General features: G+C 64.6%; 27 protein-coding genes. 15 read left to right on the forward strand and 12 right to left on the reverse strand.

Annotation, left to right across the window (positions count from 1 at the left end; translation table 11 throughout):
- Positions 1 to 16 precede the first annotated feature (16 nt).
- Positions 17 to 811: a sulfate adenylyltransferase subunit CysD gene (cysD, locus tag ACYCVF_RS32670; RefSeq protein WP_459603857.1), complete on the reverse strand. Its 795-nt coding sequence runs from the start codon at positions 809 to 811 to the stop codon at positions 17 to 19.
- Between the two features lie 244 nt (positions 812 to 1,055).
- Between cysD and cysG the strand changes: the two genes are divergently transcribed.
- The 5 genes from cysG to ACYCVF_RS32695 are packed head-to-tail and all read left to right on the forward strand — an operon-like array spanning position 1,056 to position 5,703.
- Positions 1,056 to 2,492: a siroheme synthase CysG gene (gene cysG, locus ACYCVF_RS32675; RefSeq protein WP_459603751.1), complete on the forward strand. Its 1,437-nt coding sequence runs from the start codon at positions 1,056 to 1,058 to the stop codon at positions 2,490 to 2,492.
- Complete coding sequence (locus ACYCVF_RS32680; RefSeq protein WP_459603752.1) at positions 2,489 to 2,806, forward strand: DUF2849 domain-containing protein; 318 nt, start codon at positions 2,489 to 2,491, stop codon at positions 2,804 to 2,806. The genes cysG and ACYCVF_RS32680 overlap by 4 nt, the downstream gene beginning before the upstream one ends.
- An 11-nt stretch (positions 2,807 to 2,817) precedes the next feature.
- The gene (locus tag ACYCVF_RS32685) at positions 2,818 to 4,473 is read left to right on the forward strand and encodes a nitrite/sulfite reductase (RefSeq protein ID WP_459603753.1); all 1,656 of its coding nucleotides are present in this window, start codon (positions 2,818 to 2,820) and stop codon (positions 4,471 to 4,473) included.
- Positions 4,460 to 4,975: a DUF934 domain-containing protein gene (locus ACYCVF_RS32690; RefSeq protein ID WP_459603754.1), complete on the forward strand. Its 516-nt coding sequence runs from the start codon at positions 4,460 to 4,462 to the stop codon at positions 4,973 to 4,975. Before ACYCVF_RS32685 ends, ACYCVF_RS32690 begins: the two co-directional genes overlap by 14 nt.
- Positions 4,972 to 5,703, forward strand: a complete 732-nt coding sequence (locus tag ACYCVF_RS32695; RefSeq protein ID WP_459603755.1) for a phosphoadenylyl-sulfate reductase — start codon at positions 4,972 to 4,974, stop codon at positions 5,701 to 5,703. The genes ACYCVF_RS32690 and ACYCVF_RS32695 overlap by 4 nt, the downstream gene beginning before the upstream one ends.
- Here ACYCVF_RS32695 and ACYCVF_RS32700 read toward each other — a convergent pair.
- Positions 5,682 to 5,825 (reverse strand): hypothetical protein, encoded by a 144-nt coding sequence (locus tag ACYCVF_RS32700; protein ID WP_459603859.1) that lies wholly within the window; start codon positions 5,823 to 5,825, stop codon positions 5,682 to 5,684. The genes ACYCVF_RS32695 and ACYCVF_RS32700 overlap by 22 nt on opposite strands.
- Between ACYCVF_RS32700 and ACYCVF_RS32705 the strand changes: the two genes are divergently transcribed.
- From ACYCVF_RS32705 to ACYCVF_RS32735, 7 genes are all read left to right on the forward strand, one after another.
- The gene (locus ACYCVF_RS32705) at positions 5,812 to 6,813 is read left to right on the forward strand and encodes a sulfate ABC transporter substrate-binding protein (RefSeq protein ID WP_459603756.1); all 1,002 of its coding nucleotides are present in this window, start codon (positions 5,812 to 5,814) and stop codon (positions 6,811 to 6,813) included. The genes ACYCVF_RS32700 and ACYCVF_RS32705 overlap by 14 nt on opposite strands.
- A 38-nt stretch (positions 6,814 to 6,851) precedes the next feature.
- Positions 6,852 to 7,688 carry a sulfate ABC transporter permease subunit CysT gene (cysT, locus tag ACYCVF_RS32710; RefSeq protein ID WP_271529753.1) on the forward strand — a complete coding sequence of 279 codons (837 nt, stop codon included), beginning with the start codon at positions 6,852 to 6,854 and terminating at the stop codon, positions 7,686 to 7,688.
- 9 nt (positions 7,689 to 7,697) lie between these two features.
- Positions 7,698 to 8,609: a sulfate ABC transporter permease subunit CysW gene (gene cysW / locus ACYCVF_RS32715; RefSeq protein ID WP_459603757.1), complete on the forward strand. Its 912-nt coding sequence runs from the start codon at positions 7,698 to 7,700 to the stop codon at positions 8,607 to 8,609.
- Positions 8,599 to 9,633: a sulfate/molybdate ABC transporter ATP-binding protein gene (locus tag ACYCVF_RS32720; RefSeq protein ID WP_459603758.1), complete on the forward strand. Its 1,035-nt coding sequence runs from the start codon at positions 8,599 to 8,601 to the stop codon at positions 9,631 to 9,633. The genes cysW and ACYCVF_RS32720 overlap by 11 nt, the downstream gene beginning before the upstream one ends.
- A 172-nt stretch (positions 9,634 to 9,805) precedes the next feature.
- Positions 9,806 to 10,309 (forward strand): CAP domain-containing protein, encoded by a 504-nt coding sequence (locus tag ACYCVF_RS32725; RefSeq protein WP_459603759.1) that lies wholly within the window; start codon positions 9,806 to 9,808, stop codon positions 10,307 to 10,309.
- 78 nt (positions 10,310 to 10,387) lie between these two features.
- A complete protein-coding gene (locus ACYCVF_RS32730; protein WP_459603760.1) occupies positions 10,388 to 11,563 on the forward strand; it encodes a DUF3734 domain-containing protein in 1,176 nt (391 codons plus the stop codon).
- Position 11,564: 1 nt separating this feature from the next.
- A complete protein-coding gene (locus ACYCVF_RS32735; RefSeq protein ID WP_061025180.1) occupies positions 11,565 to 12,353 on the forward strand; it encodes a 3-hydroxybutyrate dehydrogenase in 789 nt (262 codons plus the stop codon).
- 132 nt (positions 12,354 to 12,485) lie between these two features.
- Here ACYCVF_RS32735 and ACYCVF_RS32740 read toward each other — a convergent pair whose 3' ends face one another.
- From ACYCVF_RS32740 to ACYCVF_RS32765, 6 genes are all read right to left on the reverse strand, one after another.
- The gene (locus ACYCVF_RS32740; protein ID WP_459603761.1) at positions 12,486 to 13,310 is read right to left on the reverse strand and encodes a sulfite exporter TauE/SafE family protein; all 825 of its coding nucleotides are present in this window, start codon (positions 13,308 to 13,310) and stop codon (positions 12,486 to 12,488) included.
- 169 nt (positions 13,311 to 13,479) lie between these two features.
- Entirely contained in the window at positions 13,480 to 14,184 is a 705-nt protein-coding gene (locus ACYCVF_RS32745; RefSeq protein WP_459603762.1) for an ABC transporter ATP-binding protein, read from the reverse strand.
- Positions 14,171 to 16,045 carry a branched-chain amino acid ABC transporter ATP-binding protein/permease gene (locus tag ACYCVF_RS32750; RefSeq protein ID WP_459607033.1) on the reverse strand — a complete coding sequence of 625 codons (1,875 nt, stop codon included), beginning with the start codon at positions 16,043 to 16,045 and terminating at the stop codon, positions 14,171 to 14,173. Before ACYCVF_RS32750 ends, ACYCVF_RS32745 begins: the two co-directional genes overlap by 14 nt.
- The gene (locus tag ACYCVF_RS32755) at positions 16,042 to 16,917 is read right to left on the reverse strand and encodes a branched-chain amino acid ABC transporter permease (RefSeq protein ID WP_459603764.1); all 876 of its coding nucleotides are present in this window, start codon (positions 16,915 to 16,917) and stop codon (positions 16,042 to 16,044) included. Before ACYCVF_RS32755 ends, ACYCVF_RS32750 begins: the two co-directional genes overlap by 4 nt.
- 9 nt (positions 16,918 to 16,926) lie before the next feature.
- Positions 16,927 to 18,246: a substrate-binding protein gene (locus ACYCVF_RS32760; RefSeq protein WP_459603765.1), complete on the reverse strand. Its 1,320-nt coding sequence runs from the start codon at positions 18,244 to 18,246 to the stop codon at positions 16,927 to 16,929.
- A 67-nt stretch (positions 18,247 to 18,313) separates the two neighbouring features.
- Positions 18,314 to 19,336, reverse strand: a complete 1,023-nt coding sequence (locus ACYCVF_RS32765; RefSeq protein ID WP_459603766.1) for a carbon-nitrogen hydrolase family protein — start codon at positions 19,334 to 19,336, stop codon at positions 18,314 to 18,316.
- Between the two features lie 137 nt (positions 19,337 to 19,473).
- Here ACYCVF_RS32765 and ACYCVF_RS32770 point away from each other — a divergent pair, with 137 nt between their 5' ends.
- The gene (locus tag ACYCVF_RS32770) at positions 19,474 to 20,448 is read left to right on the forward strand and encodes a LysR family transcriptional regulator (RefSeq protein WP_459603767.1); all 975 of its coding nucleotides are present in this window, start codon (positions 19,474 to 19,476) and stop codon (positions 20,446 to 20,448) included.
- A gap of 12 nt (positions 20,449 to 20,460) precedes the next feature.
- Here ACYCVF_RS32770 and ACYCVF_RS32775 read toward each other — a convergent pair whose 3' ends face one another.
- Both ACYCVF_RS32775 and ACYCVF_RS32780 read right to left on the reverse strand, forming a co-directional pair.
- Positions 20,461 to 21,837, reverse strand: coding sequence for a flippase (locus ACYCVF_RS32775; protein ID WP_459603858.1), 1,377 nt, complete (start codon positions 21,835 to 21,837; stop codon positions 20,461 to 20,463).
- 265 nt (positions 21,838 to 22,102) lie between these two features.
- Complete coding sequence (locus ACYCVF_RS32780; protein ID WP_459603768.1) at positions 22,103 to 22,942, reverse strand: protein-disulfide reductase DsbD domain-containing protein; 840 nt, start codon at positions 22,940 to 22,942, stop codon at positions 22,103 to 22,105.
- Positions 22,943 to 23,091: 149 nt separating this feature from the next.
- Here ACYCVF_RS32780 and ACYCVF_RS32785 point away from each other — a divergent pair, with 149 nt between their 5' ends.
- Positions 23,092 to 23,736 (forward strand): YqgE/AlgH family protein, encoded by a 645-nt coding sequence (locus ACYCVF_RS32785; RefSeq protein WP_459603769.1) that lies wholly within the window; start codon positions 23,092 to 23,094, stop codon positions 23,734 to 23,736.
- 205 nt (positions 23,737 to 23,941) lie between these two features.
- Here ACYCVF_RS32785 and ACYCVF_RS32790 read toward each other — a convergent pair whose 3' ends face one another.
- Both ACYCVF_RS32790 and ACYCVF_RS32795 read right to left on the reverse strand, forming a co-directional pair.
- Positions 23,942 to 24,829 (reverse strand): TauD/TfdA dioxygenase family protein, encoded by an 888-nt coding sequence (locus ACYCVF_RS32790; protein WP_459603770.1) that lies wholly within the window; start codon positions 24,827 to 24,829, stop codon positions 23,942 to 23,944.
- A 98-nt stretch (positions 24,830 to 24,927) separates the two neighbouring features.
- Positions 24,928 to 25,707 (reverse strand): SDR family NAD(P)-dependent oxidoreductase, encoded by a 780-nt coding sequence (locus tag ACYCVF_RS32795; RefSeq protein ID WP_459603771.1) that lies wholly within the window; start codon positions 25,705 to 25,707, stop codon positions 24,928 to 24,930.
- A gap of 99 nt (positions 25,708 to 25,806) precedes the next feature.
- Here ACYCVF_RS32795 and ACYCVF_RS32800 point away from each other — a divergent pair, with 99 nt between their 5' ends.
- Positions 25,807 to 26,544 carry an SDR family NAD(P)-dependent oxidoreductase gene (locus ACYCVF_RS32800; RefSeq protein WP_459603772.1) on the forward strand — a complete coding sequence of 246 codons (738 nt, stop codon included), beginning with the start codon at positions 25,807 to 25,809 and terminating at the stop codon, positions 26,542 to 26,544.
- Positions 26,545 to 26,577: the final 33 nt, after the last annotated feature.

Genomic DNA, 26,577 nt, shown 5'->3' on the forward strand with positions numbered 1-26,577 from the left:
CGTGGCGTCCTTGAGGTCAGAGATAGCCGGCGACGCGCAGGCGCTCGAAAGCGTCTTCGGTCTCGTGGTCGAGCGCGCGTCCGGCGCGCTCCGGCACCTTGGTCTGTTCGAGCTCGACCAGGATCTCGTCGATGCTCGAGGCGTTCGAGGCGACCGGGTTGGTGATGTCCTGATCGCCGAGCGAGCGATAGCGCTTGCCGTTCTTGGCGAGATACAGCGGGATGATGGGGATGTTCTCACGCTTGGTGTAGGCCCAGATGTCGGCCTCGGTCCAATGCAGGATCGGATGGATGCGCAGATGCGCGCCTTGCGGCGGCGAGGCGTTGAAATGATCCCAGAACTCCGGCGGCTGGTCGCGCACGTCCCAATTGCCTTCGAGGCCGCGCGGCGAGAACACGCGCTCCTTGGCGCGCGTCGCCTCCTCGTCGCGGCGGATGCCGGCGATCAGGCCGTCGAAGCCGTATTTGGCGAGCGCCATCTTGAGGCCTTCGGTCTTGCGCGCTGCGGAGCGCGCGGCCGGCGGCAGCGTCGGATCGACGGCATCGATCGGCGGGCAGGGCTCGACGCGCAGATCAAGCTCCCACTCCTTGCCGTAATGATCGCGGAAGCGATACATCTCCGGAAACTTCTTGCCGGTGTCGACGTGAAGGGCGGGGAACGGCATCTTGCCGAAGAAGGCTTTCCGCGCCAGCCAGATCATCACGTTGGAATCCTTGCCGAGCGACCACAGCAGGGCGATCTTCTTCAGGCGGGCGAAGGCCTCGCGGAAGATGTAGATGCTCTGTGCCTCGAGCTGGTCGAGGTGGTCCATGCTGGGGGCAAGCTCGGCAGAGAATTCCTGCGCACGCGCGCGCTCCGCCAGCGCCAGGTTGCTCATCCGATCAGCAGCGGAATCGTCCTTGAGAAGATGCATCTCTGCCACTTTGCGTTTGGAGGCGAAAATTCTATAGTTGCAATGCGGAAGAGAAGAAAAAAATTTCTCTTTGCGCACTCGAAACGAGACATATATAGAAAATAATTCCAGTCAACCCCGTTCGTGGGGAAGCGAGTAGCGCATGCGGTTCTTGCCGGTGTTTCTCGATCTCAAGGCCGGTCCGGTGGTTCTCATCGGCGCGGGCGAGCTTCTGCGCGCCAAGCTGCGTGTGCTCGCAGCGGCGGGCGCGCGTATCCGCGTGCATGCGATCGACGGCAATCAGGATCTGGGCCTCAGCTCCGAGGACGCCGCGCGCATTGAAATCGCGAGCGGCGATCCACTCACCGCTGATCTCTCAGGTGTCATCGCTGTCGTCTGCGCGGGTGCAGGCGATATCGGCGTGGCGATGTCGGCGCGCGCCAAGGCGCTCGGTCTGCCCGTCAACGTCATGGACGATCTCGAGCATTCCAGCTTCATCTTCCCGGCGATCGTCGATCGCGGTGATGTCGTGGTCGCGGTCGGCACCGGCGGCACCTCGCCGGTGGTGGCCCGGCGCGTGCGCGAGAAAATCGAGGCGCTGCTGCCGGCCCGCATCGGCGAGCTCGCCGAGTTCATCGGCGGGTTCCGCAAATCCATCAACGAACGCATCGCCGAGTTTCCGCTGCGCCGCCGATTTTGGGAGCGCGTCATTGACGGCCCGATCGGCTCGGCCGTGCTCGCTGGTCGCAAGGGCGAGGCGGACGCTGCGCTCAAGGCAATTGCCGATCCCTCGGAATTCGCGCGTGCCGACAAGCCGGAAGGCTCGATTGCGCTGGTGGGCGCCGGCCCCGGCGATCCCGATCTCCTCACCATCAAGGCGCTGCGCGCATTGCAGGATGCCGACATCGTTTTCCATGACGAGCTGGTTTCGCCCGAGATTCTCGACCGTATCCGCCGCGACACCACGCGCGTTGCGGTCGGCCGCCGCGTCGGCAAGCCCGGCATCGGCCAGGACGCCATCAACACGCGCATGATCGAGGCCGCGCAAGCCGGCCAGCGGGTGGTCCGGCTGAAGGGCGGCGACCCCTTTGTGTTCGGCCGGGGTGGTGAAGAGGTCGAAGCATTGCGCGCGGCAGGCATCGCCTACTCGATCATTCCCGGCATCACCGCGGGACTCGGCGGCGCTGCCGATTTCGAGGTGCCGCTCACCTATCGTCACGAAGCCACCCGCATCACCTTCCTCACCGCGCACAAGGCGCGCGACGCGGAAGTCGTGGACTGGTCGACATTGACCGACACCAGGATGACCGTCGTGGTTTACATGGGCATGACTGCCGCGCCCGCGATCCGCGCCGGGCTGTTTGCCGCCGGCCGCTCGCCGGAAACGCCGGTTGGTGTGTTCGCGCGTGTCACGCGGCCCGATGCGCAGGGCGCGATCGGCACGCTGCGCGATCTGCCCGAACTCGTGCGGCGGATCCAGGGTGGTCCCGCGATCCTCATCATCGGCGACGTGGTCCGGCATGCCGGCTCGCTTGGCCGTCAAACCTCCAAGAAAACCCCCAAGCAAATCATCTCTGACCTCCTGGATGCAGCCGAATGACCTCCCCCCTTGAACAGAAGAAAATCAAGATCGCCGGCCCCTCCGTCGTGACCGCCAACCGCACCTGGGACGGCATCGTGGTGTACCGCACCGCCGCCAGGAGCTGGTCCGCGGACCTCTCGGAAGCTGCGATCGTGCGCAACTCGGACGAGGCCAAGGCGTTGCTAGCGGAGTCCATGGCCGATGACGTCGGCGCGATCGGTCCTTATATCGCGCCGGTGCAGATCGGTGAGGATGGCAAGATCCTGCCCGGCAATCTGCGCGAACAGATCCGCCGCACCGGCGTCACCATCGGACAGCCGGCCCAGGTTTAAGGCACGCTCTTATGTACGCTTACGACGAAATCGACCGCACGCTCGTCAACGAGCGCGTCTCGGAGTTCCGCGACCAGGTGAAGCGGCGCCTCTCCGGCGAGCTCACCGAGGACGAGTTCAAGATCCTGCGGCTACAGAACGGCGTCTATCTGCAACTGCATGCCTACATGTTCCGCGTCGCGATCCCCTACGGCACGCTGGCGACCAACCAGCTGCGGGCGCTTGCCCATGTCGCGCGCAAATACGACCGCGGCTACGGCCATTTCACCACGCGGCAGAACATCCAGTTCAACTGGATCAAGCTCGCCGAGCTGCCGGACGCGCTCGAAGATCTCGCCAAGGTCGGCATCCATGCGATGCAGACCTCCGGCAACAACATGCGCAACGTCACGTCGGACCAGTGGGCCGGCGTTGCGCCCGGCGAGATCGAGGACCCCCGGATCTGGTCGGAGCTGATCCGTCAGCACACCACGCTGCATCCGGAATTCTCGTTCCTGCCGCGCAAGTTCAAGATCGCGATCACCGCGTCGGACCATGACCGCGCCGCGATCAAGATCCACGATATCGGCCTTCGGCTGATCAAGAACGAGAAAGGCGAGACCGGCTTCGAGGTGCTGGTCGGCGGCGGTCTCGGCCGCACGCCGTTCATCGCCAAGACCATCAAGCCCTTCGTGCACGGCCGCGACATCCTCAGCTACATCGAGGCCATCCTGCGCGTCTACAATCAGTACGGCCGCCGCGACAACATCTACAAGGCGCGCATCAAGATCCTGGTGCACGAGCTCGGCATCGAGAAGTTCTCCCGCGAGGTCGAGGAGGAGTGGCAGCATATCCGCAACTCCTCGCTCCAGATCGACGACGAGGTGATCGAGGACATCCGCTCGCGCTTCACCTATCCCGCTTACGAGAAGCTGCCGCACATGCCGGACGAGCTGCGTCAGGCCGCGGCCGATCCTGAGTTCGAAGCGTGGCGCAAGAACTCGGTGGCCCCGCATAAGGTGCAGGGCTATTCCATCGTCACGATCTCGCTGAAGCCGACCGGCGGACCTCCGGGCGATGCCACCGCCGAGCAGATGGATGCGCTGGCCGATCTCGCCGACAAATATTCGTTCGGCGAAATCCGCGTCGGCCACGAGCAGAACCTGGCGCTGCCGCACGTCGCCAAGCGCGACCTGCCGGCGCTGTGGAAGGCGCTCGACAAGTTTGGACTTGCGACGCCAAACGTCAATCTGATCACCGACATCATCGCCTGCCCGGGGCTCGACTACTGCTCGCTGGCGAATGCCCGCTCGATCCCGATCGCGCAGGAACTGACGCGGCGCTTCGCAAATCACGAGCTCGCCAATCTGATCGGCCGGCTGCACATCAACATCTCCGGCTGCATCAATGCCTGCGGCCATCACCATGTCGGCCACATCGGCATTCTCGGCGTCGAGAAGAACGGCGAGGAAGTCTACCAGATCACCATCGGCGGACGTGCCGACGAGAATGCCGCGCTCGGGACCTTGATTGGTCCCGGCGTCAAGTTCGACGAGGTCGCCGATGTCGTCGAGGACGTCGTGGAAGCCTATCTGGCACTGCGCGAGCGGCCGGAGGAGCTGTTCATGGATACCGTGAAGCGTCTCGGCGTCGAACCCTTCAAGGAGCGCGTCTATGCCACTCGTTAACGGCGGAAAGATCGTCGACGACGGCTTCGTCAAGCTCGCCGTCGATACGCCGCTGCCCGAGCGCGGCGACATCCTGGTTCCGGCCGAGCGTTTCCTCAGCGAGGCCGAAGGCCTGCTCGCGCGTGGCGGCAAGGTCGGCGTGATCTGGCCGAACAACCGCGACATCGCCGAGCTCGTGCCATATCTCGGCAAGCTCGCTACGGTCGCGCTGGTGTTCCCGACTTTCCGCGACGGGCGTGCTTACAGCCAGGCGCGACTGCTGCGAGAACGTTACAATTACCGCGGCGAGTTGCGCGCCACTGGCCAGGTGCTGCGCGACCAGTTCGTGTTCATGCTGCGCGCCGGGTTCGATGCCTTCGAGGTCAAGAAGCAGGCCGACGCCGAAGCCTTCATGCAGACGGCGAAGCGCTATTCGGTGTTCTACCAGCCGACCGGCGATGGCCGCATCACGGCGCTGCATCGGCGCATGCAGCTGCGCCACTCCGAAGGGGTCGGCACATGAACGCAATCGCGCCTCAGATGTCCTCCGCGTCCGCCTCCGCGCTGCCTTCGGCGGAAAAGCTCGATCGCGCCTTGCGCGATGCCTCGCCTGCGGAGGTCATTGCTGTGGCGCTGAAGACGGTCGGGCGCGACAATCTCGCGCTGGTGTCGTCCTTCGGGACGGAATCGGCGTCGCTTCTGAAAGTGATGGCGGACGTCGATCCGGCGATCCCGGTGATCTTCCTCGATACCGGCTGGCTGTTCGAGGAGACGCTCGCCTACCGCGACACGCTGATCGAAATGTTGGGCCTGACGGACGTCCGCTCGATCAAGCCGGCCGACGAGACGTTGGCGCGCGACGATCCCGGCCGCGACCTCTGGTTCTCCGATCCCGATGCCTGCTGCCGCATCCGCAAGGTGGAACCGCTGGCGCGTGCGCTCAAGCCGTTCTCGGCCTGGCTCAATGGCCGCAAGCGGTTTCAGGGCAGTGCACGCGCCGACATTCCCGTCGTCGAGAGCGACGGCGCACGGCTGAAATTCAATCCCTTCGCCAACGCTTCGCGCGAGGAGATCGAGGCGATCTTCATGCGCGCCGGATTGCCGCGGCACCCTCTGGTTGCGTCGGGATTCCTGTCGGTGGGATGCATGCCGTGCACCAGCAGAACGGTCGAGGGCGAGGATTCTCGCGCCGGCCGCTGGCGGGGCCGCGCCAAGACAGAATGCGGCATTCACACGATGAAGGTTTCGTAGCACGGTTGCGCTGCCACGCCGCGAACAAGAAAATCCGGTTCCGTTGACTCGAGCGCCTTTCGCCCCGAGTTATGCCTGCCATCGATGACGCCGATGTCGTCGAGGTGAATGGAGATGGACATGATGCGTCGTATCGTTCCGCTCGCTGCAGGTCTCCTCTGGGCAAGCTCGGCTTTCGCCGCCGACGTCAATCTTTTGAACGTCTCGTACGATCCGACGCGGGAGCTCTATAGCGAGTTCAACAAGGCTTTCGCGACTTCCTTTCGCAAGGAGACCGGCAAGAGCGTCGAGATCAAGCAGTCGCATGGTGGCAGCGGCTCGCAGGCGCGCGCAGTGATCGACGGATTGCAGGCCGATGTGGTGACCCTCGCGCTCGCCTTTGACATCGATGCCATCGCTGCCAAGGGCCTGGTCGGGGCGGATTGGCAAAAGCGTCTGCCGCAGAACTCATCGCCCTATACCTCGACGATCGTCTTCCTGGTGCGCAAGGGCAATCCCAAGGGCATCAAGGACTGGGACGATCTGATCAAGCCGGGCGTTGCCGTGATCACGCCGAACCCGAAGACCTCGGGCGGCGCGCGCTGGAATTATCTCGCGGCCTGGGGCTTCGCGCAGAAGAAGCTCGGCTCGGCCGACAAGGCCAAGGATTTCATCGGAAAACTCTATCAGCAGGTGCCGGTGCTTGATACCGGCGCGCGCGGTGCTACCGTGACCTTCGTCGAGCGTGGCGTCGGCGACGTGCTGCTCGCCTGGGAGAACGAGGCGCACCTCGCTTTGAGGGAGTTCGGCTCAGCGAAGTTCGAGATCGTGGCGCCGCCACAATCGATCCTGGCCGAGCCGCCGGTCGCGATCGTCGACAAGGTTGCCGACAGGAAGGGCAATCGCAACGTCGCGGATGCCTACCTCCGGTATTGGTATACGAGGGAAGGTCAGGAAATCGCCGCGCGCAATTTCTACCGCCCGCGCGATGGCGAAATCGCCAAGAAGTATGAAAATGCCTTCGCCAAGGTCGAACTGTTCACGATCGACGACGTTTTTGGCGGTTGGACGAAGGCCCAGAAGGAACATTTCGCCGATGGCGGCGTCTTTGATCAGATCTACAAGAACTGATCAGGCGCTGTCTTAGGAGGCTTTTGCGGGGGGGCCTGGTGAGCGCAGTTGCAGCACGACGCCGGACATTGCCGGGCTTCGGTCTCACCATGGGACTGACGCTGACCTGGCTGTCCGTGATCATCCTGATTCCGCTCGCCGGCCTGTTCCTGAAATCGCTCGAACTCAGCCCCGAGCAGTTCTGGAATATCCTTTCCAGCCGACGCACCCTGAACGCGCTCCGCGTCTCGTTCGGCCTCGCCTTTGCGGCGGCCTGCGTCAATCTCGTCATGGGCAGCATCATCGTCTGGGCGCTGGTGCGCTACCGCTTCCCGGGCCGGCGGCTGTTCGACGCCATCGTGGATGTGCCGTTCGCGTTGCCGACGGCGGTCGCCGGCGTGGCCCTGACTGCGCTGTTCGCGGAGAAAGGCTGGCTGGGCGCGCCGCTCGCCGCGCTCGGCCTCAAGGTGGCGTTCACGCCGCTCGGCATCTTCGTCGCCATGATCTTCATCGGTATTCCCTTCGTGGTGCGCACGGTGCAGCCGGTGCTCCAGGATCTCGACCCCGAGATCGAGGAAGCTGCCGGCAGCCTTGGCGCCAGCCGCTGGCAGACCATCATCCGCGTGATCCTGCCTTCGCTGGCTCCGGCGCTGCTCACCGGCCTCGCGCTCGCCTTCGCCCGCGCGGTCGGCGAATACGGCTCGGTGATCTTCATTGCCGGCAATCTGCCCAACGTCTCCGAGATCGCGCCGCTCCTGATCGTGATCCGGCTCTCCGAGTTCCGCTACGCCGATGCGACCGCGATCGCGGTGGTCATGCTCGTCGTCTCCTTCGTCATCATCTTCGCCGTCAACCGGCTGCAGCGTTGGGCGCAAAGCCGGATCCCGGCGCGCTGAGGGCGGATCATGACGATGCAGATCGCAGATTCCATATCGCTCTCGGCCTCCGACGCGAAGGCGCGTGCGCAGGCGGCGGCAGCTCGGGACAATCTGCGTACCGAGCCGCGCGCGGTGCGCATCGCCATCATCGCGCTCGCGATGATCTTCCTCACGGTCTTCGTCGTGCTGCCGCTCGTCGTCGTGTTTGCGCAGGCGTTCTCGAGAGGCATCGCCGCCTATCTCGCCGCGCTCGCCGAGCCGGAGGCGCTGGCCGCAATCAGGCTGACCTTGCTGGTCGCCGCGATTTCGGTAGGCCTCAATCTGCTGTTCGGCCTCGTCGCGGCCTGGGCCATCGCCAAGTTCGATTTCCCGGGCAAGACGTTCCTGATCACGCTGATCGACCTGCCTTTCTCCGTAAGCCCGGTGATCTCGGGCCTCGTCTTCGTGCTGCTGTTCGGCGCACAGGGCTATTTCGGCAGCTGGCTGCGCGACCACGACATCCAGATCCTGTTCGCGGTGCCCGGCATTGCGCTCGCCACCACCTTCGTCACCTTTCCCTTCGTGGCCCGTGCGCTGATCCCCCTGATGCAGGAGCAGGGCACGCAGGAGGAGGAGGCCGCGATCTCGCTGGGCGCCTCGGGATTCCAGACCTTCTTCCGCGTCACGCTGCCCAACATCAAATGGGGCGTGCTCTACGGCGTCCTGCTCTGCAACGCCCGCGCGATGGGCGAGTTTGGTGCCGTCTCCGTGGTTTCAGGCCACATTCGCGGCGAGACCAACACGATGCCGCTGCTTGTCGAAATTCTCTACAACGAGTACCAGTTCGTCGCCGCCTTCGCGATCGCCTCGCTGCTGGCGATGCTGGCGCTGATCACGCTGATCGTGAAAACTGTTCTCGAACGCCGTCTGGACGAAGGGCAAGACCCGAATGACCATTGAAGTCAGGAATCTCGTCAAGTCGTTCGGCAGCTTCAAAGCCCTCGACGGCGTCGATCTCAAGGTCGACAGCGGCGAGTTGGTGGCGTTGCTCGGTCCGTCCGGCTCCGGCAAGACCACGCTGCTGCGGATCGTCGCCGGGCTCGACTGGCCCGATTCCGGCGAGCTCTTCATCAATGGCGAGGACGCGCTGGCGCAGGGCGCGCGCGAGCGGCATGTCGGCTTCGTGTTTCAGCACTACGCGCTGTTTCGCCACATGAGCGTGTTCGAGAACGTCGCCTTCGGCTTGCGCGTGCAGCCGCGTGCGATCCGGAAGGATGAAGCGACCATTCGCGCGCGCGTCAAGGAACTGCTCGATCTCGTGCAACTCGACTGGCTCGCCGAGCGCTATCCGAACCAGCTCTCCGGCGGCCAGCGCCAGCGCATCGCGCTCGCCCGCGCGCTCGCGATCGAGCCGCGCATCCTGCTGCTCGACGAGCCCTTCGGCGCACTCGATGCCAAGGTGCGCAAGGAGCTGCGAAGGTGGCTGCGTGCGCTGCATCACGAGATCAACGTCACCTCGATCTTCGTTACCCACGACCAGGAGGAGGCGCTGGAAGTCGCCAACCGCGTCGTGGTGCTGGACAAGGGCCGGATCGAGCAGATCGGCTCGCCCGATGACGTCTATGAAAGTCCCGCGACCGCCTTCGTCCACGGCTTCATCGGTGAATCCATCGAGCTGCCGGTTGAGGTCGTGGGTGGTGCTATCACGCTCGGCGGCCGGCCGCTTCGGCTTGCCGCAGACGGGCTTGCGCCTGGCGCGTCGAGGCTGTTCGTGCGGCGACATGACATGCTGGTCGGCCCGCCCGGCAGCGGCGCCTTCGAGGGCGCGGTCCGGCATGTCCGCAATTTCGGCCCCGTGCAGCGGGCCGAGGTCGCGCTCTCGGGCGGTGAAACCATCGAGATCGACGCCCCCCGTGATAGGGAACTGCGCGCCGGCGACACCATCGGCCTTGAGCCCCGCCGCTACCGGATATTTGCGGGTTAAGGCACCCGGCATTCCGGGGCGCGCGTCAGCGCGGACCGAGAGTCTCATGGAGCGATATTCCGGGTTCGATGCTTCGCATCGCCCGGAACGACCCGCGCCGATTTTCTTCAAAATTCACCTTTCAGCCACGGTTGGTATGCAACAACGGCCCCTCATTTGGGGGCCTCGATTCATGCGCGCTGCGGCCGCAATTCTCATCACTTTGCTGCTCGCCGGCTGCGCCGGCAACGAAGCACCGGTCCAGCAGCCGTCCATGTATGCCGACATGGCGGTCCCGGGCTCCAAGCTCGATGCGCAGGCGGCTGCCGTGATGATCTCGCAATACCGACAGAACAACGGGCTCGGCACCGTCATGATCGATCCTGATCTGATGCGGCTCGCCGAGTCCCAGTCGGGTGCGATGGCGGCGGCCAACAAGATGGACCACGACGTCCGCGCGCCGCTGGCCAAGCGTCTGGCCACCGGCGGGTATCCCGCGACCGTGGCAGTCGAGAACGTTTCGGCCGGCTATCATACGCTGGCGGAAGCGTTTTCCGGCTGGCGCGACTCGCCGCCTCACCGCGCCAACATGCTCAAGGGCGGTGTCACAAAATTGGGCATTGCGGCGAGCTATGCTCCCGGCACCAAATACAAGGTGTTCTGGACCATGATCCTGGCCTCGACGGAGCCTCGATAAGCAAGACTTGATCCCGGGATGCATTGACGCCGCGGCGGGGTGTCGCCACGGTGACCAGCCTTTTGCTATTGTTCCCGAATGACAGATCATAGTCCCGCCATTGCAACGATCCCGACGAATGCGCAACGCGTCCTGGTCCTCCAGGGCGGCGGCGCGCTCGGCTCTTACCAGGCCGGCGCCTATCAGGCGCTGTGCGGCTACGGCTTCGAGCCGGAATGGGTGGCCGGCATCTCCATCGGCGCGGTCAACGCCGCCATCATCGCCGGCAATGAGGGGCAGACGCGGGTCAAGCGGCTCAAGGAATTCTGGGAGATGGTCTCGGCACCCGTGCCGTGGAAGCCTCTCGGCAAGAGCGACCACAGCCGCGAACTGTTCAATTCGACCAGTGCTGCGCTGATTGCGACCTTCGGCGTGCCCGGCTTCTTCACCCCGCGCATTCCGCCGGCGCCGCTCTGGCCGCCTGGGCATCCCGAAGCGGAAAGCTATTACGACACCTCGCCGCTCAAGAAGACGCTGGAGCGTCTCGTCGATTTCGACCGCATCAACGATCTGAAGACGCGGCTGTCGGTCGGCGCGGTCGGCGTCACCTCGGGCAATTTCAAGTATTTCGATAATTACGAGTTCAAGAAGCTCGGCAAGACCATCGGCCCCGAGCACATCATGGCCTCTGGTGCGTTGCCGCCGGGCTTTCCGTCCGTCGTCATCGACGGCGAGCATTATTGGGACGGCGGCATCGCCTCCAATACCCCGCTCGACTACGTGCTCGATACCGAGCTCGACCGCGACATGCTGATCTTCCAGGTCGACCTGTTTTCCGCGCGCGGCGATCTGCCGAACTCGCTGCTGGAGGCGGCCGAGCGCGAGAAGGACATTCGCTATTCCAGCCGCACGCGGATGAACACCGACAAGAACAAGCAGCTGCACAACGCCCGCCGGGCCGTGCGCGACCTCATCGGCAAATTGCCGGACTATCTCAAGAACGATCCTTCGGTCGAATTCCTGGCGAAAGTGTCGCGCGAAAGCACCGTCACGGTGGTGCATCTGATCTACCGCAGCAAGAACTACGAATCCTCGTCCAAGGATTACGACTTCTCGCATGTTGCCATGGTCGAGCATTGGGAAGCCGGCGTGCGCGACGTGCATCTGTCGATGCGCCACAGGGACTGGCTCGAGCGGCCGCAGTCCGGCGAGACCATGGTGACCTACGATCTCACGGGGGACGTCTCCGCGCCCCCGGCAAAAAGGAGCGAATAGAATGGGTAGTCTGTCAGGCAAGAACGCCGTCGTGACCGGATCGACCAGCGGCATCGGGCTCGCTTACGCGCGCGCCTTCGCCGCCGCCGGTGCCAATGTCGTCATCAACGGCTTCGGCTCGGCCGAGGACATCGAGAAGGAACGCGCCAAGATCGAGTCCGACTTCAAGGTCAAGGCGATCTACTCGCCTGCCGACATGACCAAGCCCGCCGAGATCGCCGGCATGATCGCGCTCGGCGAGAAGACGTTCGGCTCGGTCGACATCCTGGTCAACAACGCCGGCATCCAGTTCGTCTCGCCGATCGAGGAGTTTCCGCCGGAGAAGTGGGACCAGATCATCGCGATCAACCTGTCCTCGGCCTTCCATGCCATCCGTGCCGCCGTCCCCGGCATGAAGAAGAAGGGCTGGGGCCGCATCATCAACACGGCATCCGCGCATTCGCTGGTCGCCTCGCCCTTCAAGTCGGCCTACGTCTCGGCCAAGCACGGCATCGCCGGTCTCACCAAGACCGTGGCGCTGGAGGTCGCGACCCACAAGATCACCTGCAATTGCATCAGCCCCGGTTATGTCTGGACGCCGCTGGTCGAAAAGCAGATCCCCGACACGATGAAGGCGCGCAATCTGACACGCGAGCAGGTCATCAACGACGTGCTGCTCGACGCGCAGCCCACCAAGGAGTTCGTCACCTCCGAACAGGTCGCGGCGCTCGCGCTGTTTCTGTGCAGCGACGATGCCGCGCAGATCACCGGCACCAATCTCTCCATCGACGGCGGCTGGACCGCAGAGTAAGCACGACGATGCAGTACCGGATGGTGGGCAAAGGCGCATTGCGCCATGCCCACCATGCGTCCCCCAGCGAGGTGAAATGGTGGGCAAGCCTTCGCTTTGCCAACCCTCCGATTCCGTCGTCCGGTCCCGGCTTCAATGGCTCCAGGCCAGCGCCGTCACGATGGCCGACGACAAATTCAGTTCCGCAAACATGATCTTGCCGGCGACCACGAACAGTACGCAGGCAAGCGTCAGCCGCAGCACCGTCTCGGGTACGCGCGTCGCGCTGAAGCTGCCGATGATGATGCCGGGCAGGGAGCCCAGCAGCAGCACGCCCATCAGGGCCCAGTCGACGTCACCGAGCGCCCAGTGTCCGATGCCGGCAACCAGTGTCAGCGGCACCGCATGGGCGATGTCGGAGCCGACGATGGTCACCATCGGCAGGCGCGGATAGAGCAGCAGCAGCACGGTGACGCCGACCGCGCCGGCGCCGACAGAGGAGATCGAGACCAGCACGCCCAGCACGACGCCGGTGATCACGGTCGCAATCAAGGTGGTGCGCTCGTCGACCTGTTCGAGACGCTTTCGGTAGCGGTCCATGATCGACTTGCGAAAAATCAGCGAGGTCGCAGTCAGCAGCAGCGCAAGGCACAGCACCAGATTGACCAGGCTGCGCTCGGCATCGCTCTTGAGGTCGAGCTTCCACAGCACCAGCAGCGTCACCGCGCTGGCAGGAATGCTGCCGCAGGCGAGCCGCAGTACCGCCGGCCAGTGCACGCTGCGCGACCAGCCATGGACGACGCTGCCGCCGGTCTTGGTGGCGGCGGCATAGAGCAGGTCGGTCCCGACTGCGGTGGCGGGGTGGACGCCGAACAACAGGATCAGCAGCGGTGTCATCAACGAACCGCCGCCGACGCCGGTCATCCCGACGAGCAGGCCGACGCCGAATCCGGAGGCGACGTAAAGTGGATCGAACATATCAGGGGAATCTTAGGTTCATCTCGTCAGGTCGGCAATACGACGTAGAATAAACCTTCCCTGACATGCAAGTCGTTGGACTAAATGAGAAAAATCTTTCCGCGCCGGGGCGAGGGGCAGTCGTTTCGCCCAACTCGGTGCCCTCTTGCGAAACAGCCGTTCGCCGCGCTCACGCGCCGACGCCGAGGAAATCCCGTGCCAGGTCAGGGTTTGCGGTAAGCTCGGCGGAGGTGCCCTCGAACACCACGTGGCCGTTGTTGAGGCCGTAGACGCGGGTGGCGAAGCTCAGCGCTGCGGCGACATTCTGCTCCACCACGATCATGGTGCGGCCTTCGCGCGCGAGGCTGGCGGCAACGTCGACGAGGTCGCGCACGATCAGCGGCGCCAGGCCCTCGAACGGCTCGTCGAGCAGGATGATGCGGGCGTCCCGGATCAGCGCGCGGGCGATTGAGAGCATCTGCTGCTCGCCGCCCGACAACGTTCGCCCGAGAGACTTGCGTCGTTCCTTCAGGCGCGGAAACACACCGTAGATGCGCTCGAACGACCAAGCGTTCGGTGCGGTCAAGGCCGCGATGCGCAGGTTTTCCTCTACCGTCAGGCCGCCGAAGATCGCGCGCTCCTCAGGGACAAGCTGCACGCCCATGTTGGCGATGGCGGATGGAGCGAGACCGCTGATGGGCTTGCCATCGAGCCGGATCTCGCCACTCCTCGGGGCGAGCACGCCCATGATCGAGCGCAGCGTCGTGGTCTTGCCGGCACCGTTGCGACCGAGCAATGCCACGACCTCGCCCTCCTCGACCCGGATCGAGAGGTCGAACAGGACATGGGAATCGCCGTAGAGCGTGTTGATGCGGTCGACTTCAAGCAGGCTCATGCGCGTGAAGCCCTCCGAGGTAAGCGTCCTGAACCTGCTGGTTGCCGCGGATCTCGTCCGCGGTGCCGTCGGCGAGCAGGCGGCCTTCGTAGAGCACGGTGATGCGCTCGGCGAGGCCGAAGATCGCGTCGAGGTCGTGCTCGACGATGACGATGGTGCAGGTCCGGGCGATGTCGCGGATGAGTGTGCAGGTCGCGGCGCGTTCGGACGGGCTCATGCCGGCAAGGGGCTCGTCGAGCAACAGCACCTTCGGGCTCGTCGCAAACGCCATGCCGATCTCGAGCCGCCGCTTCTCGCCGTAGGCGAGGATGTGCGCCGGCGTGTCGGCGCGTGCGGTAAGATCGAGCAGCGCCATGATCGCGTCGATCTGTGCCTCCACCTCCGGCAGGCTGTCGGCCGTTCGCAGCAGGTCGATCCGCAGCGGTCCGCGGCAACGCGCCAGGGCGGCGATGCGCAAATTCTTCCGCACCGAGAGATTCGGAAAGAGCTGGTTCAACTGGTTGGACTTGGCGATGCCGAATTGCGCGGTCCGGCTGACGCCGTGGCCGGTCACTTGCGATCCGAACAACAGTACATGACCCGAGGTCGGGCTGACCTCGTCCAGCAGCATCTTGAACAGCGTACTCTTGCCGGCGCCGTTCGGGCCGATCACGGCATGAATGGAGCCGCAGCGCACCTTGAACGAGACGCCGTCGACTGCTTTCAGCCCGCCATAGTGCCGTGCCAGCGCGCAAGCTTCCAGGGCAATGTCGCTGTCGCCGGTGGCGGGTGAGGGCAATGGCAGGGCAGTGTCGCGCCCCCTGCTCGATGCGGTTTTCACAGCGCCGCCGGCCTCGATCGCCTCGGTTGCGGCCTCCGCGGCCCGACGTGCGGAAAGGGTCCGGCGCTCGGTCAACCAATGGATGATCTCGCCGCAAATGCCGCGGCGCAGGCCGACGACCAGCACAATGAAGGCGATGCCGAGCACCAGCTTCCACAGCGTGGTGAGGCCGGGAATGAGTTGGAGATTGTCGCGCAGCCAGAGCCAGACCGCGGCGCCGACCAGCGGTCCGATCAGGGTGTTGGCGCCGCCGACGATGGTCTGGACCACGAGCTGGCCGGACGTCTCCAGCGAGAATGCATCCGGCGGCATGTAGCTCTGGAACGAGCCGAGCAGGCCGCCGGCGAGTCCCGCATAGAGCGCGGCGACGACGAAGGCTGTGAGCTTGTAGGCCGGCACGTTGTGGCCGAGCATCGCAACGCGCGCGGTGTTCTCCTTGATCGCGAGCAGGATCGCGCCCACGGGAGAGCGGACGATGCGGCGTGCCAGCACGTAGCCACCGAAAAAGATCACCGCGAACAGCACATACATCGGCAGACCTGCGCCGATGCGGACGGCATGCTCGCCGAAGCCGAGCACGGGAACCGGCACCCCCGGAATGCCGTTTTCGCCACCCGTGTAGTGCGACAGCGGCGAGTTCTCGATGAAATAGGCCATCTGGCCGAACGCCAGCGTGATCATCGTGAAGTAGATGCCGATGCGGCGCACCGCGAGCCAGCCGACGACCAGCCCGAATGCGCCGGCCGATATTGTGCCGGCGGCGAGCGCCAGCCACACGCTGCTCAGCGTGCCGGAGACCAGCAGATATGCCGTGACGAAGCCGCCGACGCCGTAGAACGCGGCCTGGCCGAATGACAGGAGGCCGGCGAGGCCAAACAGGATGTCGAAGCCGAGCCCGATCAGTCCCCAGTTCAGCACCCGCGTCAGCAGGTCGACGGAGAAGCCGAGATGGGGCAGCACCACCGGTGCCGCAATCAGCGTGGCAAGAATCGCGAGCTCCGGAATGTGGCTCCGCAGCCCGTCCGATCGCGACTTGTTCATACCCGTCCTTCCGAGCCGAACAGGCCCTGCGGGCGCAATACCAGGAGCAGCGCCATCAGCGCGTAGAGCATCACTTCCGAATAGGAGGAGTTGAACGCGCTGGTGAGGCTGATGATCTCGCCGGCGATCAGCCCGCCGACCACGGCGCCCGGGAATGAGCCGAGGCCGCCGAGCACGATCACGACGAAGGACTGCGCCATGAAATTCGCACCCATGTCCGGTGTCACCGCGACGACCGGCGCGTACAGCATGCCGGCGAGACCGACCGCGACGACACCGATCGCGAACACCAGCAGAAAGGTGCGCCGCAGATTGATGCCGAGGATGCCGACCATGCCGGGGTTCTCGATTCCGGCGCGAACCACGAGACCCATCGAAGTGCGGTAGAGCACGAGATAGAGGCCGACCAGCAGCGTTGCGATGATGGCGATGAGCTGGAGACGGTAGGTCGGATAGATCAGGAAGCCGAGCTGCGTTGCGCCCTGTCCCCATGACGGCGTCGGCACGCGCTGCGCGTTGCCGCCGAAGACGGCGCGCATGCACTCCACGAGCACGATGCCGATGCCGTAGGTGACGAGGATCTGGTCTTCATGCGGCCGCCCGTAGAAGAAGCGGATGATCAGACGCTCGAGCATGAAGCCGAGAACCAGCATGAAGCCGCAGCCGACCGCGATCGCCAGCAGGAACGACTGGGTGTATTGCAGCATGACGAAGGCGGCATAGGCACCCACGGCGAACAACGCGCCGTGGGCGAAGTTCAGGACACCGAGCGTGCCCAGGATGATCGTCAGGCCGCTGCTGACGAGCGCCAGCAGCGATCCGAGGGCGAGGCCGTTGAAGGCCTGCGAGGCGAGGGCGGGCCAGCTTGGCATCCGGGCGGCTCAGGTAAGGGGGCCGAGCTTGCAGCCGAACAGGTCCGGCGGATTCATCACGCTCTCGCCTTCGGCGACGTCGACGATCTCGTAATAGTCCTCGGGCCCCTTCATCGCCGCCGGCGCCTTGCCGCGCAGGACCGGGATCGGCCGCACCATCTGGTGATCCTCGGCGCGGAAGTAGACCTTGCCGATCGAGGTCTCGTAGGGCTGCTCCTTCGAGACTTCCATCGCCTTGATGACCTCGACCGGATTGAAACTCTTCACCCGCTCGACAGTCAGCGCCCAGAGATAGGTCTGCATGTATCCGATATGGGCGCCCCAACGCGGGTGATATTTGTTCTTCGCGACGAAGGCGTCGACGAAGGCTTTCGCGAGCGGATAGCGGTCCGACAGCGTCCACCAGAAGTCGCAGGTGCCATAGACGCCCTGCATGATTTCGGCACCGAGCTCCTTGTCCTGGAACGAGGACAGGTTCGGCACCACCAGCTTCATCTTCTTGAGCACGCCGAACTGCTCGGCTTGCTTGGTCGAGGCGACCGCATCGGCGCCGAAGGCGATGTTGACGAACACGTCGGCGCCGCTGTTGGCGATGTTGAGCAGGGCCGAGGAATAGTCGGTGGTGCCGAGCGGAACCACTTCCTTGGTGACCTGCTGCCAGCCCTGTTCCTTGGAGAACTTTGCGAAGCTGTCATACACCGTATGACCGTATGTGTAGTCCGGCACCAGGAAGGCGGTCTTCATGTTCTTGCCGAGCGCCTTGGCAACGACGGGCGCGAGCGCCTTGGCGGCCATGTAGGCGTTCTGCTGCGAACGGAAGCCGTAGCGCTGGCAGTTCTTGCCGGTGACGTCGTTGGAGCCGGCGATGCCGACCATGTACAGCACCTTTTCGCGCGAGCCCAATTCCTCCAGCGCGATCGCGCTGGCGCTCGATACCGAACCTGAGAGCATGATCGCCTTGTCGCGCTGGATGAACTGCGTGGCGCTCTGTACGTCGAGATTCGGTTTGCCCTCGGTGTCAGACACCTTGTAGCGGATCTGGCGGCCGAGCACGCCCTTGCCTTGCAGGCCCCATTTCTTCGAGGCATCACTGCCCGCGTTGATCTCCGAGATCGCAAGCTCGTAACCAAGCTTGAGATCGCCGCCGTCACCGGAGAAAACGCCGGTGAGCGGAATGGTCAGTCCGACGAAGACCGAGTCGGCGGTGACGCCGTCCGGGAAGGTACCGATGCTGGCCGGCGTCTGCGCCCAGGCGGCGCTACCTGGAAGCACGAGACCGGCAGCGGCGCCCGCGCTTCCGAGCAGAATCTGACGACGATCAAGCTTCATGACTCACCTTCCATGTTTCATCACCGCCGGATCGGCCGGTGGATTTGCGGTTGGGTAGGAGCCGGGCTCACGACCCGGCATCGATGTGATCGCTCTCCGCGTCCGGCTGGGACGCCGCGCCTCCGGTGAAGGACACGGGATTGAGCCGGCGGCGGTTGACGCTGAGATCGAAAATGTCGAATCGGTTGTAGTAGCCGACCACGTCATGAAACTGCTTGGGCTCGACGCAGCGGTTGAGATCGATCTCGGCGTAGAGGATGCCTTCCTCGTCGCGCAGCGCCTCGCCGATCTGCTCGCCGGTCGGATCGAGGAAGAAGGTTTCCGCACGCGGTGTCGCGTCGAGCACGGCGGCGGCGGAGGCGTCGCGCGCCACCAGCATGTCGCGCGCCGCCTTGTCGAGCACACCTGCGGTGACGAGGCCGAACACCTTTGCTTCGAAGCAATGCGCGCTCGCCCGGATCCGGGTGGCTGCTGCGATGTGGTAATTGCCGCCGCCAGCCGGCCGGCGGGTCGGCCAAACCGGCGGCCAGCTCGAAATATGAAGTTGCTCACCCTGCGCCATCAGCGAATAACGTGCCAACGGGTTGGTGTTCTCGCCGCAGATCAGTTGCCCGATCTTGCCGAGCCTGGTGTCGACGACGCGCAGGCCCGCCCCGTCGCCGCCGCTCCAGATCAGCTTCTCGTAGAAGGTCGGCACCAGCTTGCGGTGGTGGTTGAGGATCTCGCCGTCCTCGCCGATCAAGAGGTTGGAATTCCAGATGGCACCGACGCTCGCCGCTGACTTCTCGCTGATCCCGATCGACACCACGACGCCGAGCGCGCGCGCTTCGTCGCGGATCGCCTTGATCTCGGGGCCGTCGACCAGCACAGACTGGTCCGCCATGCGGACGAACAGGTCGTGATTGTCGATCGGAGCCCAGAGCGCAGCCCATACCGGGAATGCGGGAATGAACGTCTCGGAGAATGCCACGATCTCGGCGCCCGCGGCGGCTGCCTCACGGATGAGCGAGATTGCCTTCTTTGTGGTCGCCGAGCGGTCGAGAAACACCGGCGCGGCATGGACCGCGGCGGCCTTGAAGCGAGGAAGCATGGCTTTGTCCTTGGTTCAGGACAGGCTAGTGGGCTCCCCGGGGGCGCCGATACAGACAATCCTGCAAGACGGCTTGCAGAGGGCGACAATCCGCCCCACCGTACGTCGCTGGCACAGCGCTTGCTGTCTGGTGGGGCATGCAGGAGTTCAACTCACTCGATTGGGACGACCTCAAGATATTCCTTCACGCGGCCCGCGGCGGAAGCCTGGGCAGCGCGGCCAAGCGTCTGCGGGTCGACCAATCCACCATCAGCCGGCGGATCGCGCATCTCGAATGCACCCTGGGCGCGACGCTGTTCGAGCGTTCACCGCAGGGGTTGCGTGTCAACGAGGCCGGCGAGCGCCTGCTCTGTCACGCCGAGCGGATCGAGAGCGCCGTCATTGCGATGCATCAGGACGTGCAGCGCGGCGGCAGCCGGATGGCGGGCCGCGTCCGGCTCGCAACGATGGAAGGTATCGCCTCGCTCTATCTCGCATTTCGCTTCGCACCGCTGCGGCAACGTTATCCCGATCTCACCCTCGAGCTCCTGACCTCGCCGCAGGCGGTCTCGGTCAATCGTCGCGAGGCCGATATCTTCCTGAGCTTCTTCCGTCCGCCGGGACAGGGCATGGCGTCGGAGCGGCTCGGCAGCTTTCAGCTCGCCCTCTACGGCTCACAGGATTATCTGGCACGGGAGGGCATGCCCGAACGGCGCGCGGACCTCGCGCGCCACAGCTTCGTCACCTACATCGACGATTTGATCCAGCTAGACTCAGTGCGCTGGCTCGACGACATCATCCGCAATCCTCCCGTCAGCTTTCACTCCAACAGCATGATCGCGCAGATGAACGCCGCGGCCGGCGGCATCGGCCTCGTGCTGCTGCCGAGCTTTGCGGTGGCTGGTCGCAGCGATCTGGTCCCAGTGTTGCACGAGAAGATGTCGACGACGCGCGACGTCTGGATCAACGTCCACAGCGACCTCCAGTTCGTGCCGCGCATCCGCGCCGTCTCGAGCTACCTCAAGGCGATGTTCAAGTCCGACCCGCTGATGCAGGCGGATACGTCAGGCCGCAAGATGCTCGACGCGCTGCTGGTGGCGGATGCCGCGGTCGTCGCATTTCAGAGCGGCTGAAGGCGCGACGACCTAAGCCGTGCGGCCGCCGAACGCCAGCACGTGCAGGCCGAGCCGCTGCCGCACGATCCAGAACAGGAGCACCGTCTCGAAGCTCAGCGAGATCGAGGTCGCGGCCGCGGCGCCATGGCCGCCGTAGTGCGGCACCAGCGCAATGCAAAGGACGACATTCATCACGAAGGCCAGGGCATAGGCCAGGGCGCAGATCTTCTGCTGGCCGAGCATGTTGAGCAGGCGCTCGACCGGACCGATCGCGGAGCGCACCACGAGCCCGATCGCGGCGACGAACATGATGTCGTAGCCGATCACGAATTGCGGCCCGAACAGCCACAGCAGCGGCTTGCCGAGCGCGAGCAGCACGATCGTCGCGGCCAGCGACGGCCAGAACGTCCAGTTGATGGCATGGGCCACATAGGCCGAGAGGCGCGCCTTGTCGCCCTGCGCATTGTATTCCGCGAAGCGATGCGCCGTCGTCGCCGACATCGCGTAGTGGATGAAGGAGACCAGCGCCAGCGTCTTCACCACTGCGAAGTAGACGCCGACCTCGTCCGAGGGGCGGAATTGCTGCAGCACCAGCACGTCGGTGTAGGACAAGAGCAGGTAGAAGCTCTCGACCAGCAGGATCGGCAACGAGACGGCGAGCCAGCCCTTGACGTCATAGGCTTTCGGTCCCGGCTCGATGTGACCAGCGAGCTTGCGATTCAGCACCAGCATCTGCCCCGTCATCGCGATCCACACCGCACCTGCGCTCGCGACTATCGCGGCGACCGCGCCGAGATGATAGCCGAGCAGGAAGGCGGCGGCCGTGAGGCCGATGATCAGCGCCTGGCGGATAATGAATTGCGGCATCAGGCCGAGCTGCATCCAGTCATGCGATCGCGCGATGCCATCCTGGGTGTTGGCGACGACGAAAGCAGGGAGGGTCATGCAACCGATATAGAGCGGCATTTCCTCGGCCGGATCGATCCAGGGCGACAGCAGCTTGACGATACCTGCAAGCGCGATCGAGACCAGCGTGGATACCGCAAAGGTCAGCCAGCGGCTGCCGGAGAGAAAGCCGCGCAGCAGCGCCCGCTCGCCGCTCGCGCGATATTCCGGGATGATTTTTTGCGCGGAAGCCGAGATGCCGAAATCCATCATGCTGCCGAGCAGCAGCACCCAGGTCCAGACATAAACATAGACGCCGTAGTCGGACGTGCCCATCCAGCGCGCGAGCAGGACCTGCGAGACATAGGCGAGCCCCGCGCTGATCACGCGGATGACGAAGATGGTGCCGGCGAGCCGCCGCGTCAGCGACGCCTCGCTCGATCCGCCCGTCAGCTTGGCCCGCAGCCGCGCGATCAGCGCGGCCGGTCCGGTCGTTGCGGGTTGTGCATCCATCACGGCCACGTCGAACGGTCCCCAGGCGTCCCGCATGCTGCGGCATGCCAGCGGACTAGCAACCATTCGTTAAGATTCGGTTGGGCGGGGGTATGCTGCCGCCCATCTCTCCGCTGTCGTCCTCGCCTGGTGCGCAATTGCGCACAGGGGCGGGGATCCATAATCCCAGGGAGAAGTTGTTGCGCTAGCTGGCAATTCCGAGTCTTCGTCGAAACACGTCCTGTGGCTATGGGTCTCGGATCTGCGCGCGCTTGTCCGGGACGACAGGCCGCGATCACTCCAGATTCGTATTGAACTCGTACGCCTTGTCAGGCCCGACCAGCGTGAACTTCAACGCTGCGCCATCCGGCTTTGCGCCCGGCGGCAGCCCGTCGAGTTCGAAGGAAAATCGTATCACCCCGGGCGGGCTGTGCTGCACTGGCGCCGGAATCGGCAGCGCCCAATCCGGTGTCGGGCCTTCCACGAACAGATTGACGTTGCGGTTGTCCGGCGTCACCACATCGACCACCACGTTCTTGGGTCCGTCACGCTTGACGTCGCGGATGGTGAGCGGATTGGGGTCGCCGATATTGGCGGGCTTGGGCACGGTATCGAGCGCGGCCCGCAAGTTCGCATCCTCGGTCGAGGCGACGCTGTTGAGGCCGAGCTCGACGTTGGCCTCGACCGGAATACAGAGCTTCTCGCACACCGCGTAGTTGATCTCCGCGCGCAAAGTCACCGGCTTGTCCGCAGCCTTGGCGACGATGCGCAAGGGCAGCACGATCTGGTTGTGATAACCGATCGAATGGCCGCCCGCGCCGTCGTCGAACTTCAGCGGCGCCGGCCACATGATCGTCACCGCCTCGACATTGTCGGACTTCGAGAAGTCGAACCGCGGTGGAACGCCGGAATCGCCGGGTGTACGCCAGTAGGTCTTCCATCCGGGCTGGAGCTGGAACGCGATACCGCCGAGCAGGACCGCGCCGCTGCGCGATCCCGCCAATAGCCGCACCGCGGAATGTCCGTCGCGCTGCCACGGCGAAGCGTCATCGGCACGGGCCGCGATGGTCAAAGACGACGCGAGCAGGGTGGCCGCGACGCCAATCGCCGCATGCAGGGGAACTCTTGTGAGCATGGTACGTCTTTACAGGGTCGCCCAGGGCCAAACCATTGAATTGCTTGTGATGGATGCACTTGAGTCTCCGATCAAGTCACCGCAAGCCTTGATTTGACAGCCGGCCGGTCCGACATCAGGATAGGAATTGAAACCGGAGTGCTTCACCGATGGCTCCCACAGGCAAGAGGACGGGCGAAAGCACCCGCAGCTCGGGCCACGCGCTGCCCAGTTCGGCCGGTTATCTCGACGGCCAGCTCCTGATCGCAATGCCCGTAATGGGCGATTCCCGGTTCGAGCGCTCGGTGATCTATCTCTGCGCCCATTCCGCCGAGGGAGCGATGGGCATCATCGTGAATCACCCGGCCGGCAGCATCGATTTCCCGGAGCTCTTGCAGCAGCTCGGCATCATCAGGAAGGGCGAGCACATCAAGCTGCCAGAGAATGCCGAAAGCATGAAGGTGCTGCGCGGCGGCCCGGTCGACACCGGCCGCGGCTTCGTGCTGCATTCCAGCGATTTCTACATCGAGAATGCGACGCTGCGGATCGACGACGGCGTCTGCCTCACCGCCACGGTCGACATCCTGCGCGCGATCGCCAACGGCTCCGGCCCCAAGCACGCCATCCTCGCGCTGGGCTATGCTGGTTGGGCACCGGGACAGCTCGAAACCGAGATCCAGAGCAACGGCTGGCTGCATTGCGACGCCGATGCGGATCTGATCTTCGGCGACGACGTCGACGACAAATACACCCGCGCTTTGCAGAAGATCGGTATCGATCCCGGCATGCTCTCGAACGAGGCCGGGCACGCGTAGGGTCGCGAGCGTAGCATAACGCTCACCGCCGTCATTGCGAGGAGCGAAGCGACGAAGCAATCCAGAATCCCTCCGCGGAGACGCTCTGGATTGCTTCGGTTCGCTCGCAATGACGGAGTCTGTCGAGACGCTGTCGCCCCTATATCGTCGTACCCGCTTCCGTATCGTCCCTGTTGCTCGGGACGACTGCGAAATGGGACGGCGCCTACTCCGCCGCCTGCTGCTGTACCGTCGGCTCGGTCCCCGCCACCGTTGCCCTGCGCATGTCGCGAGGCTGCGACTGGTCGTAGCGACGGACGCGGTGCATGGTCTGGCGATTGTCCCACATCACCAGGTCATGCAGCTTCCATTTGTGGACGTAGACGAACTCGGGTTGCGTCGCGTGCTCGGTCAGGTCGCGCAGCAACAGGCGACCCTCGGGCACGCTCATGCCCACGATCTGGCCGGCATGCGACGAGAGATACAGTGATTTGCGGCGATGGACGGGATGGGTGCGCACCAGCCGTTGCAGCACCGGCTTGAACATCTCCTTCTCCTCGTCGGTATATTCGGTGAAGCCGAGCGAACCGCGCGAATACATCAGCGAGTGCTCGCAGACGAGATCCTCGATCTCGGCCTTGGTCTCGTCGTCGAGGGCGTCATAGGCGGCGCGCATGTCGGCGAATTCGGTATTGCCGCCCTTCGGGTTCACAACGCGCGCCGACAGCAGCGAGAATTTTGCCGGGATGGGACGAAAAGAGCTGTCGGAGTGCCACAGGCAATTGCCGAGATTGAACAGATGCGCGCGGCTTTCCTTCGCCAGCGGCTTGCCGTCCTTGCCGAGATTGGAGACGTCGTTCAGGCCGGATTGCAGACGGTAGTCCTTCTCCTTGGTGACGGTGCCGCCGCGCGCGTCCTCGCGCTGGCCGAAATTCAGCGCGAACGCCATCTGCTGCTCGTCAGTGATGTCCTGGTCATGGAAAACCAGCACCGCGTATCTGTCCATGGCGGCCTCGACCTCGCGCGCCTCAGCCTCGGTGAGAGGCTTTCGCAAATCGAGGCCGGAAACCTCGCCGACAAAATGCTTCTGAAGCTGCCGGATGGCGATCGTCATGACGTTTCTCCCGCGGGTCGCGAGCGGTTGGTCCCGCTCTGTCGATGAAAAAAGCTACTCCCGCGTCAGTCGTTGTCAACGCTTCGATCGCATGGCCGTCACGCGTTCCGCGCCATCAATCCGCCGTCGACCGGAATCACGGCGCCGGTGAGGAACGACGCCGCCGGCAGGCACAGGCTCAGCGTCATATGCGCGACCTCTTCAGGGTCGCCGTAGCGGCCGAGCGCGGTGCGGCGCTTGGCGTAGATCGTCTTGTGCTCCTCGGAGATGCGGTCGGTGATGGCTGTGCGAATCGGCCCCGGGCAGATGCAGTTGACGGTGATGCCCCCGCGGCCGAGCTCCACCGCCAGCGAGCGGGTGAGGCTCGCAACGCCGCCCTTCGCTGCCGAATACGGGCTGTGCAATGCGGTGGCCCCGAGCGCCTCGGTCGAAGCGATGTTGACGATGCGCGGGCTCTTCGACTTGCGCAGGTGCGGCAGCGCAGCGCGGATGATGCGCGGATGCGCCGTCAGCATCACGGCGATGCCCCTGGCCCAGGCGTCCTCATAAGCCTCATCGTCGATCGCGACACGCACGGAGATGCCGGCATTGTTGACGACGATGTCGATTGCCCCGAAATACGCGGCGACATCGCCGACCACGCGCTTGATCTCGCCGCCATCGCCGACATCGAGTTTCCACGCCCTTGCTGCGCCACCGCTGGCCGTGATCTCCTTGGCGACCGCATGCGCGCCCTGCTCGTCGAAATCCGTGACGGCAACGTTGGCACCCTCGCTGGCGAACACGCGCGCCGTCGCGCGGCCCATGCCGCTTGCCGCGCCGGTGATGAGGACGGTCAGACCCTTCACGGACCGGCTGAGCTCCTTGACGTCGGACATGCTGTTTCCTCGCGCTATGCTTGTTCTTGTTATGATTGACAAGGCTGGCATCGATCCGCAGACAGGTCAAACAAGCAAGACGAAAAGGGGAGGCCCGCGATGGCGAACGAGCTCGATTTCTCAGGCAAGCAGGTGCTGGTGGTCGGCGGTTCCAGCGGCATCGGCAACGGCATCGCGCAGGCGTTTCGCGCGAGGCGTGCGCATGTCGCGGTTTGCGGCACGCGTGCCCGGCCCGCGGAATATTCCATCGAGGAAGGCTCCGATCTCACGGGCCTCGCCTATGCCCAGCTCGACGTCGGCAATGCCGGAGCGGTCGAGGCGTTCAAGCCGTCCTTCGACAGGCTCGACGTGCTCGTGCTCGCGCAGGGCGCGGTGCTCTACCGCCGCGGCGAGTTCGAGATGGCCGGCTTTCGCAAGGTGGTCGAGGTCAACCTGATGAGCCTGATGGCCTGCGCGACGCGATTCCATTCCATGTTGCAGGATTCCAAGGGGGCGCTGATCATCGTGTCCTCGACCGCGGCCTATCATTCCACCATGGGCAATCCCGCCTACAATGCGTCGAAGACCGGCGCGGTGGGATTGACGCGGACGCTGGGCGAGGCGTGGGCCGAGGACGGCATCCGCGTCAACGGCATTGCGCCGGGGCTCGTCGACACCAAGATGACGAAGGTAACGACCGACAATCCGAAGCGGCTCGAAGGCGCGCTCGCGCGCATCCCGCTGCGGCGATTGGGCACGCCGGCCGACATGGCGGGCGCGGCGCTGTTCCTGGCCTCGCCGCTGTCGTCCTACATCATCGGCCAGACGCTGGTCGTCGATGGCGGCCTCATTCTCTGATCGCCATGGAACTGCGCTGCTCCTGATCGGTTA

Source organism: Bradyrhizobium cedriense (genome assembly GCF_054602315.1).

What these genes read in the sequence shown, in the direction of transcription:
- cysD (WP_459603857.1), bottom strand. Translation starts at nt 811, where the DNA reads ATGGACCACCTCGACCAGCTCGAGGCACAGAGCATCTACATCTTCCGC.
- cysG (WP_459603751.1), top strand. Translation starts at nt 1,056, where the DNA reads ATGCGGTTCTTGCCGGTGTTTCTCGATCTCAAGGCCGGTCCGGTGGTT.
- ACYCVF_RS32680 (WP_459603752.1), top strand. Translation starts at nt 2,489, where the DNA reads ATGACCTCCCCCCTTGAACAGAAGAAAATCAAGATCGCCGGCCCCTCC.
- ACYCVF_RS32685 (WP_459603753.1), top strand. Translation starts at nt 2,818, where the DNA reads ATGTACGCTTACGACGAAATCGACCGCACGCTCGTCAACGAGCGCGTC.
- ACYCVF_RS32690 (WP_459603754.1), top strand. Translation starts at nt 4,460, where the DNA reads ATGCCACTCGTTAACGGCGGAAAGATCGTCGACGACGGCTTCGTCAAG.
- ACYCVF_RS32695 (WP_459603755.1), top strand. Translation starts at nt 4,972, where the DNA reads ATGAACGCAATCGCGCCTCAGATGTCCTCCGCGTCCGCCTCCGCGCTG.
- ACYCVF_RS32705 (WP_459603756.1), top strand. Translation starts at nt 5,812, where the DNA reads ATGGAGATGGACATGATGCGTCGTATCGTTCCGCTCGCTGCAGGTCTC.
- ACYCVF_RS32700 (WP_459603859.1), bottom strand. Translation starts at nt 5,825, where the DNA reads ATGTCCATCTCCATTCACCTCGACGACATCGGCGTCATCGATGGCAGG.
- cysW (WP_459603757.1), top strand. Translation starts at nt 7,698, where the DNA reads ATGACGATGCAGATCGCAGATTCCATATCGCTCTCGGCCTCCGACGCG.
- ACYCVF_RS32720 (WP_459603758.1), top strand. Translation starts at nt 8,599, where the DNA reads ATGACCATTGAAGTCAGGAATCTCGTCAAGTCGTTCGGCAGCTTCAAA.
- ACYCVF_RS32725 (WP_459603759.1), top strand. Translation starts at nt 9,806, where the DNA reads ATGCGCGCTGCGGCCGCAATTCTCATCACTTTGCTGCTCGCCGGCTGC.
- ACYCVF_RS32730 (WP_459603760.1), top strand. Translation starts at nt 10,388, where the DNA reads ATGACAGATCATAGTCCCGCCATTGCAACGATCCCGACGAATGCGCAA.
- ACYCVF_RS32735 (WP_061025180.1), top strand. Translation starts at nt 11,565, where the DNA reads ATGGGTAGTCTGTCAGGCAAGAACGCCGTCGTGACCGGATCGACCAGC.
- ACYCVF_RS32740 (WP_459603761.1), bottom strand. Translation starts at nt 13,310, where the DNA reads ATGTTCGATCCACTTTACGTCGCCTCCGGATTCGGCGTCGGCCTGCTC.
- ACYCVF_RS32745 (WP_459603762.1), bottom strand. Translation starts at nt 14,184, where the DNA reads ATGAGCCTGCTTGAAGTCGACCGCATCAACACGCTCTACGGCGATTCC.
- ACYCVF_RS32750 (WP_459607033.1), bottom strand. Translation starts at nt 16,045, where the DNA reads ATGAACAAGTCGCGATCGGACGGGCTGCGGAGCCACATTCCGGAGCTC.
- ACYCVF_RS32755 (WP_459603764.1), bottom strand. Translation starts at nt 16,917, where the DNA reads ATGCCAAGCTGGCCCGCCCTCGCCTCGCAGGCCTTCAACGGCCTCGCC.
- ACYCVF_RS32760 (WP_459603765.1), bottom strand. Translation starts at nt 18,246, where the DNA reads ATGAAGCTTGATCGTCGTCAGATTCTGCTCGGAAGCGCGGGCGCCGCT.
- ACYCVF_RS32765 (WP_459603766.1), bottom strand. Translation starts at nt 19,336, where the DNA reads ATGCTTCCTCGCTTCAAGGCCGCCGCGGTCCATGCCGCGCCGGTGTTT.
- ACYCVF_RS32770 (WP_459603767.1), top strand. Translation starts at nt 19,474, where the DNA reads ATGCAGGAGTTCAACTCACTCGATTGGGACGACCTCAAGATATTCCTT.
- ACYCVF_RS32780 (WP_459603768.1), bottom strand. Translation starts at nt 22,942, where the DNA reads ATGCTCACAAGAGTTCCCCTGCATGCGGCGATTGGCGTCGCGGCCACC.
- ACYCVF_RS32785 (WP_459603769.1), top strand. Translation starts at nt 23,092, where the DNA reads ATGGCTCCCACAGGCAAGAGGACGGGCGAAAGCACCCGCAGCTCGGGC.
- ACYCVF_RS32790 (WP_459603770.1), bottom strand. Translation starts at nt 24,829, where the DNA reads ATGACGATCGCCATCCGGCAGCTTCAGAAGCATTTTGTCGGCGAGGTT.
- ACYCVF_RS32795 (WP_459603771.1), bottom strand. Translation starts at nt 25,707, where the DNA reads ATGTCCGACGTCAAGGAGCTCAGCCGGTCCGTGAAGGGTCTGACCGTC.
- ACYCVF_RS32800 (WP_459603772.1), top strand. Translation starts at nt 25,807, where the DNA reads ATGGCGAACGAGCTCGATTTCTCAGGCAAGCAGGTGCTGGTGGTCGGC.